7 protein-coding genes and 1 pseudogene are annotated in these 14,235 nt (G+C 61.5%); 4 read left to right on the forward strand and 4 right to left on the reverse strand.

Annotated elements, in window-relative coordinates; translation table 11 throughout:
- Nucleotides 1–772: 772 nt before the first annotated feature.
- From QN222_RS29855 to QN222_RS29865, 3 genes are all read left to right on the forward strand, one after another.
- Complete coding sequence (locus QN222_RS29855) at nt 773–7,024, forward strand: PAS domain S-box protein (protein ID WP_283963821.1); 6,252 nt, start codon at nt 773–775, stop codon at nt 7,022–7,024.
- A gap of 256 nt (nt 7,025–7,280) precedes the next feature.
- Nucleotides 7,281–7,922 (forward strand): helix-turn-helix domain-containing protein, encoded by a 642-nt coding sequence (locus QN222_RS29860; RefSeq protein ID WP_283963822.1) that lies wholly within the window; start codon nt 7,281–7,283, stop codon nt 7,920–7,922.
- Nucleotides 7,912–8,364 carry a cupin domain-containing protein gene (locus QN222_RS29865; protein ID WP_283963823.1) on the forward strand — a complete coding sequence of 151 codons (453 nt, stop codon included), beginning with the start codon at nt 7,912–7,914 and terminating at the stop codon, nt 8,362–8,364. The genes QN222_RS29860 and QN222_RS29865 overlap by 11 nt, the downstream gene beginning before the upstream one ends.
- Nucleotides 8,365–8,434: 70 nt before the next feature.
- Here QN222_RS29865 and QN222_RS29870 read toward each other — a convergent pair whose 3' ends face one another.
- Entirely contained in the window at nt 8,435–8,887 is a 453-nt protein-coding gene (locus QN222_RS29870) for a hypothetical protein (protein ID WP_283963824.1), read from the reverse strand.
- A gap of 441 nt (nt 8,888–9,328) precedes the next feature.
- Between QN222_RS29870 and QN222_RS29875 the strand changes: the two are divergent.
- Nucleotides 9,329–10,888, forward strand: a pseudogene (locus QN222_RS29875) (PAS domain-containing protein); the annotation flags it as partial.
- A gap of 5 nt (nt 10,889–10,893) precedes the next feature.
- On the opposite strand, the gene QN222_RS29880 reads toward QN222_RS29875, so the two are convergent.
- The 3 genes from QN222_RS29880 to QN222_RS29890 all read right to left on the reverse strand — a co-directional run bounded on the left by QN222_RS29880 (nt 10,894) and on the right by QN222_RS29890 (nt 14,234).
- Nucleotides 10,894–11,508 carry a TetR/AcrR family transcriptional regulator gene (locus tag QN222_RS29880; protein ID WP_283963825.1) on the reverse strand — a complete coding sequence of 205 codons (615 nt, stop codon included), beginning with the start codon at nt 11,506–11,508 and terminating at the stop codon, nt 10,894–10,896.
- Between the two features lie 331 nt (nt 11,509–11,839).
- Nucleotides 11,840–12,022 carry a cbb3-type cytochrome oxidase assembly protein CcoS gene (gene ccoS, locus QN222_RS29885; protein ID WP_283963826.1) on the reverse strand — a complete coding sequence of 61 codons (183 nt, stop codon included), beginning with the start codon at nt 12,020–12,022 and terminating at the stop codon, nt 11,840–11,842.
- Entirely contained in the window at nt 12,015–14,234 is a 2,220-nt protein-coding gene (locus QN222_RS29890; protein ID WP_283963827.1) for a heavy metal translocating P-type ATPase, read from the reverse strand. The genes ccoS and QN222_RS29890 overlap by 8 nt, the downstream gene beginning before the upstream one ends.
- Nucleotide 14,235 lies beyond the last annotated feature (1 nt).

Below are 14,235 nucleotides of genomic sequence, written 5' to 3' on the forward strand. Positions count from 1 at the left end.
CGCGGGGGCTTTTTGCATCCGCCAGCCGCCGACAGACCCCCATCGGCTGGCCCAGCCGCGGCCCCACGCGGCCATTCGACAAACAGGCAACAGGCCGCAGCCCGCAAGAAGGCGCCGGCACACCCAGCGCCGCAAAGAAGTGCAAATCCTACCCCTGCCGATATCAATCGATCCGCCCCCGAGCTTCCGCTTCGGGGGCGGTTTGTTTCGCGAACCCCATTCGCGGTCAGGACATCCTATACGCGCGAATAGATCGATTAATCCCACAAGGTGATCGAATTTCGCGACGCGACCAAATACTCTGCTGCCGAAGTCTCGTCACGCAAGCTCGGTATGGGGGGGCAATCAGGAATACCGTGGCTCTACGGATGGACGCTCTCCTGGATCCCGCGCGAACGGAAGCGCGGTTACACGCGCATGCAGCATCCCTGTGCATGCGTGGTGAGGTGGTGCGCTCGATCGTACACGGGGTTGGTCAGCCGCTGTCGCCAATTGTGATGGAAGCCGACACGCGTCTGCGCCTGCTGTCGCAGGACTCGCCGCACCCAAAAAAGTGCCGCTTCAATATCGGGCGCATGAAGCTCTGCGCCCGGCATGCGAGCGAACCCGTACATCCGATCAAGCCGGCCGCTCGCTTGTTGGAATCAAGGGGGCGGCTTGGGGCTATCCCAAAGGACAGCCGAGGCGTAACGTCCAATCTGCGCTGCAGGCTGCCAGCAAAAAAAGAGGGGCAGCGTATCATGGTCATTCGCAGCTGTTGGAGTTCTAGATCGTGACAGAGCTGCCGGCATACGTCGTCGAGACGCTTTGGGAAGATCAGGAATTTGTCCTGTCCCGACGTATATCAGACGAAGAAGGCTCTTCGCTTTTGGTGTGCACGCCTGCGTCGACACAGCCGACCGTGGAGACGGTGGCACGGCTCCATCACGCCTATGCGCTTCGGGACGAGTTGGATTCTGCCTGGGCGGCGCGACCCGTGGCGCTGGAACGCCGACCTGGAAGGTCTGCTCTCCTGACGGAGGACCCGGGTGGCGAAGTGCTCGCCCGAATGGTTGGGAAGCCTTGGGATCTGACGCCGTTCCTGCGCGTCGCGATCGGCCTGGCTGCCGCGCTTGGTCGCCTCCATAGCCGTGGGCTGGTTCACAAAGACGTCAAGCCATCCAATGTCCTGGTCAACATCGACCGCCGCGAGTTGTGGCTGCTGGGTTTCGGCATTGCTTCTCGCGTGCCGCGTGAACGTCGGGCGCCCGAACCGCCCGAGATCATCGCGGGAACGCTTGCCTATATGGCGCCCGAGCAGACTGGCCGCATGAACCGATCCACCGATGCACGCAGCGATCTCTACTCGCTCGGTGTCACGCTGTACGAGATGCTTACCGGGGCGCTTCCGTTCACGGCTTCGGATCCGATGGAATTGATCCATTGCCACATCGCCCGCCAGCCGATGCCGCCCGAGGAGCGCGCGAACGGCATTCCGGCTCCGGTCGCTGCGATCGTGATGAAGCTCCTCGCCAAGACCGCCGAGGACCGTTACCAGACCGCCGCCGGCGTCGCATACGATCTCGAACAGTGCCTGAAGACATGGGAGGGGCACCGCTGCGTCGACCCGTTTCCGTTGGGTTCGCGAGACGTGTCCGATCGGCTGTTGATTTCCGAAAAGTTGTATGGCCGAGAGGCCGAGATCGACGCTCTTCTTGCTGCATTCGATCGCGTTGTGAGTCAGGGCAGAACCGAACTCGTGCTCGTCTCCGGCTATTCCGGTATCGGCAAGTCCTCGGTCGTCAATGAACTCCACAAAGTGCTGGTTCCGCCGCGCGGTCTCTTTGCGTCCGGCAAGTTCGATCAGTACAAGCGCGATATCCCATACGCGACCTTGGCGCAGGCGTTGCAGAGTCTCGTGCGCCAGTTGCTCAGCAAGAACGATGCCGAGCTCGCTCGCTGGCGCACCGCGTTGCTCGAGGCGCTGGGAGCGAACGGCTCGCTCATCGTTGACCTCATTCCGGAGCTTTCGCTCATCGTCGGTGAACAGCCGCCGGTTGCCGACCTGCCGCCGCAGGAAGCGCAAGCGCGATTCCAGCAAGTCTTCCGTCGATTCCTCGGCGTGTTCGCTCGAGCGGAACATCCGCTCGCCTTGTTCCTCGACGACCTGCAATGGCTGGATAGGGCGACGCTCGACTTGATCGAACATCTCAGTACCCATCCAGAGGTGCGCCACCTTCTATTGGTCGGCGCATACAGGGACAACGAGGTTGGCCCGACACACGCGCTGGTGCGGACACTTGGAGCGATCCGCAGTGCCCGAGGGAGGGTGCGGGAGATCGTGCTCGAGCCTCTCAAGCCTGGCGATGTGGGTCAGCTTGTCGGCGATGCGCTCCACTGCGACCCGGTGGGCGCACAACCGCTCGTGCAACTGGTGCACGAAAAGACCGGGGGGAATCCGTTCTTCACGATCCAGTTCTTGACGGTTCTCGCCGAGGAGGCGCTGCTCGCATTTGACCATGGTACAGGGGCTTGGACATGGGACATGGCACGCGTTCGGGCGAAGGGGTTCACCGAGAACGTGGTCGATTTCATGGCCACGAAGCTGAGGCGTCTGCCGGGCAAAACGCGGGACTTCCTGGGAAAACTCGCCTGCCTGGGAAATAGCGGACAGACCGCCACATTGAGTATGGTTTTCGGGGTGTCTGAAGACGAAATACACGTGGCTCTCTGGGAGGTCGTGCGCACGGGACTTATCTCCCGTCATGGGGGCGGTTATGTTTTCCTCCATGACCGTGTTCACGAAGCTGCCTATGCCCTGATCTCCAGGGATGAGCGGGTAGCAGTGCACCTGCAGATTGGCAGGATACTTGCCGCCCGGACGACGCCGGCCGAGATCGACACAAAGATCTTCGAGATCGTCAATCAACTCGATCGCGGCGCCGCCTTGATTCAATCGCACGAAGAACGACTGCGGGTCGCAGCCCTCAATCTGCGCGCAGGCAAGCGCGCGAGGACTTCAACGGCTTATGCGTCGGCACTGACCTATTTCGCCGCCGGTCGCGCTTTGTTGGACGATAACTATTGGGAGCAGCAGTATCGCCTGGTGTTCGATCTGGAACTTCATCTGGCCGAATGTCAATTCCTGACCGGCGAACTCGCCCCTGCAGAGGAACGCCTCTCAGCCCTGGTGGAGCGTGCAGCAACCGTGGTCGATAGAGCCGCGGTCACGCATTTGCGCCAGGCGCTTTACCTGACCCTCGACCGCCCCGATCGCGCCATCGAGGTCGGCTTGGAATATCTCCGCAATGTCGGTATCGAATGGTCGTCGCAACCGTCGGAAGACGTCGTCCGTGTAGAACTCGAGCGCATGTGGCGGCTACTCGACGGCCGATCGATTGAACAGCTCATCGATCTTCCGTTGATGAGCGATCTCGGCTGGCGTGCGACGATGGACGTTCTCTCGGGTCTGTTCGCGCCAACGCTGCTCACCAACAGCAACCTGTACGACCTCGTCGTCCTTCGCATGACAACGCTCAGCCTGGAGCACGGTAACTGTGATGCCTCGTGCTACGCCTATTCCCACATCAACCGGGTGTTGGGATTTCGGTTCGGCGACTACCAGACGGCTTTTCGCTTCGGCCAGCTTGCCTGCGATCTCGTGCAGAATCGCGGCTTGGATCTTTTCGAGGCGCGTGTCTACGCCTCCTTCGGAGCCTTCGCTGTCCCGTGGATGAAAGACCTTGTCGCCAGCCGCGCGCTGATAAGGCGCGGCTTCGATATGGCGAACGCCAGCGGTGATCTGACCTATGCGGTTTTTGGCTTCAAGAACCTGATCACGAATCTCGTCGTTTCGGGAGAACATCTCGGCGAGGTGGAACGTGAGGCAGAGCAGGGTCTCGCATATGCTCGCAAGGCGCGATTTGGTTTCGCCGTGGATTGGTTCACTTGCCAGCTCATGCTGATCCGGGCTCTTCGCGGGCCCTTGCTGGATTTCGATTCTCCCGACAATGCGGGATACGGTGACGATTCCTACGAGCGACACATAAAGGAAGACCCACCTCTGGCGCTTTGCACCTGCACCTATTGGATTCACAAGCTGCAAGCGTGCGTTCTGGCTGAGGATTATTCAAGGGCCATGGAGGCTGTAGCGAACGCCGCTCCCTTGCTTTGGTCGACGCGATCCTTCCTGGAGGCCGCGGATTATCATTTCTACGGCGCGCTCACACGCGCGGCCGCCTGCGACTTTGCGATGAGTGAGGAGCGGGCGCAGCATTTCGACTTACTCCTTGCCCACCATAGGCAACTCGTGGTGTGGGCGGAGAACTGCCCCGCAAACTTTGCAAACCGTGCAGCGTTGGTCGGCGCCGAAATTGCGCGGCTGGAAGGGCGAGATCTGGACGCGATGCGCTTGTATGAAGAAGCTATCCGATCGGCACGCGAAAACAGGTTTCTCCAGAACGAGGGCATCGCTCACGAACTCGCCTCGCGCTTTTACGCGACACGCGACTTCGAGACGATCGCCAATACCTATCTGCGCAACGCGCGCTATTGCTACCTCCGTTGGGGTGCCGACGCCAAGGTACGCCAGCTCGATCAGCTCCATCCGCATCTGCGCGGGGAGCCGGTGCGCCCGAGTGCCACGTCGACGATCAGCACGCCGGTCGAGCAACTGGATCTCGCCACCGTTGTCAAAGTCTCGCAAGCGGTGTGGGGCGAGACCGTCCTGGAGAAGCTGATCGACAAGCTTATGCGGACTTCGATCGAGCACGCGGGTGCTGAACGGGGTCTCTTGATTCTCCCGCGGGGTGATGAGTTGCGCATTGCGGCAGAGGCCACCACCAGAGGCAACACCATTGTCGTGGGGACCCGAGAAGCGAGCGCGGCCGCGGCCGCTCTGCCGGAGTCGGTCGTCCATTATGTCGTGCGCACCCAGGAGAGCGTGATTTTGGACGATGCCTCAGCCGCGAACCCTTTTTTGGCCGATGCGTATATTGTTCAGCATCATGCTCGTTCCATTCTCTGCTTGCCGTTGATCAACCGGGCCAAACTCGTCGGCGTGCTCTATCTTGAAAACAATCTGATACCCCACGTGTTCACTCCGGCCCGGATCGCCGTGCTGAAACTTGTGGCCTTGCAGGCAGCGATCTCGCTCGAGAATACCCGTCTTTACGGCGATCTCCAGCAACGGGAAGCGAAGATCCGGCGCCTGGTCGACGCCAACGTCATGGGGGTCTGCATCTGGAACCTCGATGGCGGAATTACCGAGGCCAATGAAGCATTTCTCCGCATGGTGGGACACAGCCGCGAAGATCTTCTGTCGGGCCGTGTGCGCTGGAGGGATCTGACGCCGGCGGAATGGCGCGATCGAGACGAACACGCCGTGGCAGAGCTACGGGCGGTCGCGAAGTTCCAGCCGTTCGAGAAGGAATTCTTCCGGAAGGACGGCAGCCGCGTACCTCTGCTGATCGGCGGCGCGCTGTTTGAGGAGGGTGGAAATGAGGGTGTTGCGTTCGTGCTCGACTTGACCGAACGCAAGCTTGCCGAAAATGCATTGCGCGAGAGCCAGGAGAATTTGGCGCGTACCGAGCAATTCTCCCTGGTGATGGCGACTCATACCGATCTGGAGGGTCGCTGGCTCAAAGTGCCACCAACTCTGTGCAAGCTGTTGGGTTACACAGAAGAAGAACTGCTGGGACGCCGGTTTCACGAGTTCACCCACCCGGATGACGTGGAAGCAGAGTGGGCGCAATGCTCGCGGCTCGCTCGCGGCGAGTTCAAATCGTTTGATTTGGAGAAGCGCTACATACGAAAGGACGGCGCCAACGTATGGGTCTATCTGAATGCCTCGGTTGTATTGGACGTCAACGGCGCGCCCGTTCACTTTCGCACCTACATCAGAGACATCACCCAGCGCAAGCAGCAGGAGCAAGCGTTGGGCCAGAGCGAGGAGCGTTACCGCACGCTCGCCGAGACCGCCACGGACGTAATACTGGCGATAGACCAGACGAGCAAAATTCTGTTCGTCAACGGGGCGGTGGAGAAGGCCTTTGGCTATACCCCGGCGGAAATAGTCGGCCAGAAGATTACGGTGCTCATGCCTCAGCGTCTGCGCCGCCGCCACGAAGAAGCCATCCGCCGTTACCTGGAATCCGGGGACAAACGGATTTCGTGGAGCGCCGTGTCCTTGCCCGGGCTGCACAAGAACGGAAGAGAGATTGACCTGGACGTGTCGTTTGCCGAGGTGGGGACGGGAGATGAGCGGTTCTTCAGCGGGATTCTGCGCGACGTGACGGAGCGCAAGCGCACGGAAGAAGCGCTGCGCCAGACGCAGGCGGAGCTCGCCCATGTTGCGCGCGTGGCGACACTCGGAGAGATGAGCGCTTCGATTGCCCACGAAGTCAATCAGCCGCTGGCTGCCGTCGTCAATAGCGCCGGCGCGTGCTTGCGCTGGCTCGATGCTCACAGGCTGCAGGAAGCTCGGCGCTCCGCCTCGCGGGCGATCGCAGAAGGCCGTCGTGCCAGCGAAATCATTTCTCGCATACGCGCCCTGGCCAATAAGGCGCCGCCGCAAAAGGACTGGCTCGACGTCAATGAGACGATACACGAAGTCATTGCGTTGGCGCGCGGCGAGATGCAGCAAAACGGTGTGGCGTTAGAGACTCAGCTTTCGAGTGATGTGCCGATCATCCTGGCAGACCGCATCCAATTGCAGCAAGTGGTTCTGAATCTGATGATGAATGCTATCGAGGCCTTGAACAGCGTCGAAAAGAATGGGCGCGAACTGTTGGTTCGCTCGGCCACGGACAAATCGGAGCACGTGGTGATCTCGGTCCAGGATTCGGGTCCGGGGTTTGATCCGAACCGCATGGACCTACTCTTCGATGCGTTTTATACGACCAAGCCGCAAGGCTTGGGCATGGGACTGGCGATCAGCCGAACTCTTATCGAGGCCCACGGCGGGCGCTTGTGGGCGACGGCGAATGCGCCACGGGGCGCTGTTTTTCAGTTCATGCTGCCGGTTAATAGCGAGAAGCTGGCCTGACGGAACCGGACCGGCCGGCGCTCGTCTGCGGGGAGCCGCAACACAACCACGGCCGCTGATCCCGACACCCTCATCCTCCCGGATCAGGTTCTGATTTCGGGCCGAATGACCCGAAATCGCAGAATGTGTTCGAGACACGGGCGCCGGCGGAACACACGTGCGCTCCTTATGTATTTGGCGTCACATTTAGTGACGCCAATTGACGGCGCTTCGATTTCATGTCACAGAATGTGTCTCGAAATTTGGAGCAAATTGCATGACGAACGTCCGCGCCTACAACAGCCCCTTGCGCGCAGAAAAGGCGCGTGAAACGCGGGAGGCAATCCTGACCGCGCTGTTCGAGCTGATAGACTCGGCGGGCGCCGCGGACGAGGTCTCGACAGAAGCGATTGCGCAAAAGGCCGGAGTGCAGCGCAGGACGATCTTTCGTCATTTCGCGACCAAGGACGAAATGCTCGCCGCCTTCTGGCCCTGGCTTAACGCCCGAATTGGCACTTCTGCGACGCCGTCGACGGTGAAGGAAGTCGTCGATGGGCCACGACGGGCCTTTCCGCGGTTCGATTTGCATGAACCGGCGATCCGCGCCTCGCTGCATTCCAAGGCCGGTCGCGAGATGCGGATCGGTACGGTTGCGGCCCGCCGCGTGCATTTCGCGCGTTCACTGGCTCCGGCCATTGCTTCCCTTCCGGCATCCGAAGCCTGGAAGGTCGAGGCACTGGCGCACCTGCTTTTCTCGGCCTCCGCATGGGAGGTCCTGAAGGACTATGGCGGTCTTACCGGCGCTCAGGCCGGCGAGGTCGCATCCTGGGCGCTTGAAGTGATCCTGTCCGCGGTCACATCCGGCGACGCATCCGCGGACGTCGCATCGCAACCAAAGGAGACAAGCGATGAAGTTTAACGTCACTGCCCCTGAAGGCGGCGAGACCCTCTGGGTCGTTGCCGACCGCATCCGGTTCCTTGGCGGCATCGCGGGCTCGGGCCTCGAACTGATCGAGGTCGAGATCCCACCGGGCTCCGGTACTCCGCCCCATACCCACGCTTCGACGGAAATGTTCTACGTGACGGAAGGCGAGGTCACGGTTCGCCGCTTTGCGGCCGACGGTCCGCCGGAAGTAACAGTTGCAGGACCCCGCACCGCGATCCATATCGGCTCGATGACGCCGCACAACTACTCGAACGACAGCGGCCGCACGGCGCGAATGCTCGTCCTGCTCGAATCTTCCATGATCGCTTTCTTCCGCGACATCGGCACCAGCGAACCTCAGTCGCAGCCGGATTTCGCCCGGATCGGTTCAGCCATGCAACGTCATGGCATCGAGGCGCTGACGATCGCGGCTTGAGTGGTACTGCCGCATGACGCCGGACCGTTTCCGAGGAAACGGTCCGGCGATAGCGCTAAGTAGCCTGAGATCAAGCCGATCGGGCGATGTTTCTGTCAAGCCAGCGCACATCTTGCTGCAATCGCGCATAGGACCGGGTCGGTATCATGCCGTGATGCGTGGCTGCGACTCCCGTGGCTTCGGCCCTGATGTTCCGTTCCTCGCGATGCAGCCTGTTGAAGGCCACGGAACTCAGCTTGCCTTCGGAGCGCTCCGACTTGATGCGCCGATCGGCCGAGCGAAGCTCATGGAGGATATTGGCGAGCCGCGGCTCCCGTACGGACGCAGCGGGTATTGTCGTTTGGACAGCCGGCGCCGGAGGAGTCATCGCCCCGTCGTCGGGAAATACGCCCTGGTAATAGTCGCCGTTTTCGGGACCGCTCGAAGGTGCCGAGCCATGGTGCTGGCCGGCCGCGAAGGCATTACCTGCGACGAGTGACAGGGCAAGAGCTGCGATCGCTGATGTCGTGATAAGTGAGCGCATTTTGCGTCTCCTTGATCATTGGAAGCTATGAGCTTCCGCGGGGCCGTCTCACACTGTCGCGTCGCGATCACGTTGATCGCCGGCAGTATCCAGCCTCGATAATCTTTATATAGTGAGTGGAAGTGTAAATCACGTTAACAATAATTTAAGTTTAGTGTTGCTTTGCGGCCAAATTTTTGCCGGATTCTACTCGCGCCTGCGATTGATAAAACATCTGATTTCGCCGCCTATTTCATGAACATATTGTAATGTTCAGTCGTTTTGGCAGAGGTCCCTGGTCTCTGGTCGCTAATGAACTTCTGTTTCAGCTTCTGGCAAGATCCTCCTTCCCCGTGGCGTTCTGCCCTCTTGACCGGTAACTAGCATTACCGTAGGTGCTAACGGTAACGCCAATTACCGGAGGTCGCCGTGGCGCAACCCGACAAGAAATGGTGCGGAACATCGATCGACATCGACGTCTACAGACAAACCAGGGAGGCGTTGCGCGACCGGGAGCGCGAGCTCTCGCAACTGATCGACATGGTTCCGGGCCATCTCTGGCGATTGACGCCCGGCGGCGAGCCGAGCTTCTTCAACAAACAGATGGTGGACTTTCTCGGCTTATGCGTGGGGGACACGGACAAACCGGGCATGAGCCGATTGGACGCGCTCGTAGAGGCGATCGTTCATCCAGACGACGCAGCCTGCATGGCGGACGCGCTCCGTCGCTGCCTCGTTACCGGCAGGTGCTTCTCCATGCGGTATCGTCTGCGCCGCGCTGACGGTGTCTATCGCTGGATGTCGAGCCGCGCGGAGCCGATGCGCGGTGAGGACGGGCGCATCGTCCAGTGGTACGGTCTTTGCCACGACATAGACGATCAGATGCACGCCGAAGAAGCGTTGCGCCGAAGCGAACGGAAGCTTCAGCAACTGATCGACGCCTTGCCGGTTCACATCTGGAGCTGGACGCCCGAAGGAGAGCTGGCCTACGTCAGCAAGCGATATCTGAACCACCTCGGCCTCTCCGAGGCGAACGCGGAGGATTTTGTGAGAGTGGCGCAGGAGCTGGTTCATCCCGAGGACGCTCTTGAGGTGCAGCGTACGGCTGCGAACTGCATCAAGACCGGCAAGTCCTTCGTGATGCGGTACCGCCGGCGTGGGAAAGACGGAGCCTATCGCTGGATGGAGGGCAGGTGCGAGCCTCAGCGCGATCAAGACGGGAAGATCGTGCAATGGTACGGCGTTTCTCTCGACGTTGACGACGGGGTGCGCGCACAGGAGGAATTGCGTCTCGCCCAGGAAAATCTCGCGCGTGCGAGCCAGGCGGCGAGCCTTGCCGAACTCTCCGCTTCCATCGCGCACGAGGTCAGCCAGCCGTTGACCGCTGTGATCACCTCCTCGAACGTCTGCCAGCGGTGGCTTACGACGGAACCGCCGAACATCGAGCGGGCGCAAAAGACCGTCGAGCGCATCACGCGTGCCGCAAACGCCGCCGCCGACGTCGTGAGCCGCGTCCGCGCCCTGTTCAGGCAATCTGTGGGGACGAGGGATCCGATGGCGCTCGGCAGCCTTGTCCTGGAGGCGCGGGACCTCATGGCCGAGGAGGCGGCGCGCCGGCGCGTCCGCATGGATGTCGAGGTCGAGAGCGACCTTCCGCCCGTCACAGTCGATCGCGTCCAGCTTCAGCAGGTCCTGATCAATCTCGCTCGCAATGGCCTGGAGGCAATGGAGTCCGCTGCCAGCGACCCGGTCCTTCGGATGCGCGTTCGGCGGTTGGGGGAAGTGGTCCAGACCGAGATCAGTGACCGCGGGCCAGGCATCGAATTTCCCGACAGGATATTCGAGGCCTTCTTTACGACGAAGGGTCACGGCATGGGCATGGGACTCGCGATCTGCCGTTCGATCGTCGAGTCTCATGGCGGGCAATTATGGGCGGAGAACAACGAACCGAATGGAGCGACGTTTATCTTCACGCTGCCGGTCGACGCGACGACGGCACCGGTTTCTCAAGGCGGAGAATAGACGCTCTACCGCGGCCGGACTCCATTGAGGAAGACCTTGACGGCGGAAGCAACCACCTCCTGCGCCTCTTCGTCCGACGGCGGCGGGCGGAGCGCAAAAATGACCTGAAGAAGATTGTCGCGGATCATACCGACAAAGTGCCCGGCCAGGCGCAGGCAGTCGTCGGCGCGAATTTCTCCCCGCTCCCTGGCGAATTCAAGGACTTCGGCGAGCCGGGAGGTCGCCCGGCCCGGCCCTTGTTCATAGAACGCCTTGACGAGATCGGGGAAACGGTTGGCCTCGGTGATGGCAATTCGGTAAATGCCGATCAGGGTTGGCGACATGTAAAGACCCATGAGACGCTGGCCAAACGCCGTAAGCGTCTCCTCCAGATCGTGCCCTTCGATTTCCTCGATGACCAGGGTCGACAGCAGCCTATCCGCGCTTTCGGCGACGATGGCGGAGAACAGGCCCTCCTTGTTACCGAACTCATTGTAGATGTTGCGCTTCGATCCGCCGGCGCGTTCGATGATCGCGTCGATGCTCGTCGCCGCGTAACCTTGCTCGAAAAAGACCTCGGCAGCCGCTTGAAGAAGTGCTTGCCGCCGACTTTTCAACCGCCCAGATGTTGCTGCAGCCACAGCTCTTGACCTCTCCTGATGGTGCACCACCTTCAGTGGTAATGATCATTACCTCCGATGTCAATGGTAACAGGCGAAAGCGACGGAGGGGTTCCGCCGTCTACAGCCGCGCGTCTTATCAGATGCGCAAGGCACGCTGTAGCACTTTGAATCGCCGCATGTTTTGGATCGGCTGCGATTTAGAGCAATTCCAGGAAAGGTGTGTAACGGTTTTCCGTCCGGAATTGCGTAGTTTCAAAGATTTAGATCATTTCACTGTTTCAATAAAACAGTGAAATGATCTAAGGAGATATGCAATGGGAGGAGATCCGCCACAGAAGGCCTTATCCGATCACGATTGATCCGGAGACGCCTCGTGAGCCTCGCCTGGGCGTTCCCGGTCATCATAGAGAACGCGTTCGGCCGCGCCCGCAAGGTCCTCGTACTGGCCCTTCGACAGGTTCCAGATGAACGCGGCGAGCGCCCCGCCGCTCATCAGGACCGCAAGCGGGACAAGAAACATCGCATCACCCATCGAGCCCGACCTTCTCATATCTTCCGCGGTTGAGACGCAGCGCATTCGCGACGACGATCACGGAGGAGGACGACATGGCGACGGATGCGAGAAGCGGCGTCAGGAAGCCCAATACGGCGACCGGCACGGCAAGCAGATTATAGGCAATCGACAGCGCGAAATTCTGCCGGGCGAGAGCTGCGCTGTCGCGGGAAATCCGATGGGCGCGGGCGACGGCCAACAGGCTTTCATGCATGAAGATCAGATCTGCGGCGGTCCGGCCGATGTCGGAGGCGGAGGCCGGCGCGAAGGAGACATGCGCTGCCGCCAGTGCCGCCGCGTCGTTCAGCCCATCGCCGACCATCAGAACCTGGCGGCCCTCGCTACGGAGCGCGTCGAGCCGCCCGACCTTGCCCGCCGGCGTCGCTTCGGCGACGAACGGAATGTCCAACTGTTCCGCGATCTCGGCAACCGCCTTCTGTCGATCGCCCGACAGCATCTCCACCTGCAGCCCCTCTGCCTTGAGCCGCCTGACACAATCCTCGGCGTCGCTCCGCAGCCGGTCCTCGAAACGAAATGTCCTGACCAGTGCTCCGTCCCGGCTGAAGACGACGCTGGCGCCCTCCGGGACGACGACATGGGGAGCGGCCCATTCCGGGCGGCCGAGCCTGTAGAGGACCCCGCCGAGCCTGGCCTCGACGCCGGAGCCGGGCACTTCGCCGACGAGTGCCGCGGAGACGGCCGCAGCATCGGGACACGCGGCCGCGATGGCGCGGGAGTAGGGATGCGTGGAATGGCGGGCAATTCCGGCGGCAAGCGCCATGGCATCGCGGTCGTCCTCATCGACCTGCGGCAGAAGTTCGGGTTGGCCTCGGGTCAAGGTACCCGTCTTGTCGAAGACCACGGTGTCGATCTCCGATAGGCGCTCCAGCGCGCCGCCGTCCTTGATCAGGATGCCACCGCGGAACAGCCGTCCGGCGGCGACGACCTGCACCATCGGCACGGCAAGGCCGAGCGCGCAGGGGCATGTGACGATGAGCACTGCAATGCCGGTCGTTGCCGCGTGGTGAAGGCCGGCTCCCGCCGCCAGCCATCCGAGAAACGTTACGAAGGCTGCGGCATGGACGACGGGCGCATAGAGAGAGGATGCACGGTCGGCGATCCGCCTGTACCCGCTGCGACCTGATTCCGCCGCCTCCATCATTCGGGTCATTTCTGCCAGGAACGATTCATCCGACCGGCGGAGCGCGACTATTTCGATGGGAGCGGCAAGATTGAGCGTTCCGGCCTGAAGCTCGTGCCCGATGCCGGCGGGGACGGGTATGCTCTCGCCGCTCGTGAGCGAGCAATCGATCTCGGAGGCACCGGCAACGATCGTCGCGTCGACGGGAACGCGCTGGCCCGCCGCGAGCGGCAGGCGCATGCCGGGGAGGATCTCGGCCAGGGGACAATAGCGCCGTCGCCCGTCGGCTTCGATGACATAGCCGCCCCGGGATCCGAGCCGGGCGATGCCAGACACGGCGCTGCGGGCGCGCGCTCGCATCATATGGTCGAACGTCCGGCCGATCAGCAGGAAGAACAGCAGCGAAACGGCCGCGTCGAAATAGGCATGAGCGCCATGGACGGCGGTTTCGTAGACGCTCAGAACGAAGGTCAGTGTCACGCCGATGGAAATCGGCACGTCCATGTTGGTGCGTCCGTGCCTGAGCGCGGTCCACGCAGAGCGGAAAAACACCTGCCCCGAATAAAGGACGGTCGGCAGCGCGATCACGCCGGAGATCAGATGGAAGAGCTGCCGGGTCTGCGGATCGGCGCCGAACCAGACGGCGAAGGACAGCAGCATGATGTTGCTCGATGCGAAGGCCGCGACCGCAAGCGCACGCAGCATGGCGCTGAACTCTTCGTCATGCTCCTCCTCCGGTATTTCCGCCGCGTGGGCGGGAAAGCCTATCGCATCGAGCGCCTCCACCAATGCCGGCGCTTCGCCTTGCTGGCTCCATTCGACGACAACGCGCTTCGTCGACAGGTTGGCGCGTGCGCTCGTGACGCCCGGCAGCCTGGCAAGCGATGTCTCGACCTTGCGCATGCATCCGCCGCAATGCATCGACGGAACGACGAGTTCGGTCCTGAAGCCTGACTTGGACTGCCGGCGGCTCAGCAAAAGAAGCTCGCTGCCCCCATCTTCGGTGCCGCGATCCGCTCTCATCACCTCGGATGCATTGACGATCTCCATG

The organism is Sinorhizobium sp. 6-70, assembly GCF_030124375.1.
GTDB lineage: Bacteria > Pseudomonadota > Alphaproteobacteria > Rhizobiales > Rhizobiaceae > Sinorhizobium.

Excerpts from the sequence above, each read along its gene's own strand:
- QN222_RS29860 (WP_283963822.1), top strand. The coding sequence starts at position 7,281 with ATGACGAACGTCCGCGCCTACAACAGCCCCTTGCGCGCAGAAAAGGCG.
- QN222_RS29890 (WP_283963827.1), bottom strand. The coding sequence starts at position 14,234 with ATGGAGATCGTCAATGCATCCGAGGTGATGAGAGCGGATCGCGGCACC.
- ccoS (WP_283963826.1), bottom strand. The coding sequence starts at position 12,022 with ATGGGTGATGCGATGTTTCTTGTCCCGCTTGCGGTCCTGATGAGCGGC.
- QN222_RS29865 (WP_283963823.1), top strand. The coding sequence starts at position 7,912 with ATGAAGTTTAACGTCACTGCCCCTGAAGGCGGCGAGACCCTCTGGGTC.
- QN222_RS29870 (WP_283963824.1), bottom strand. The coding sequence starts at position 8,887 with ATGCGCTCACTTATCACGACATCAGCGATCGCAGCTCTTGCCCTGTCA.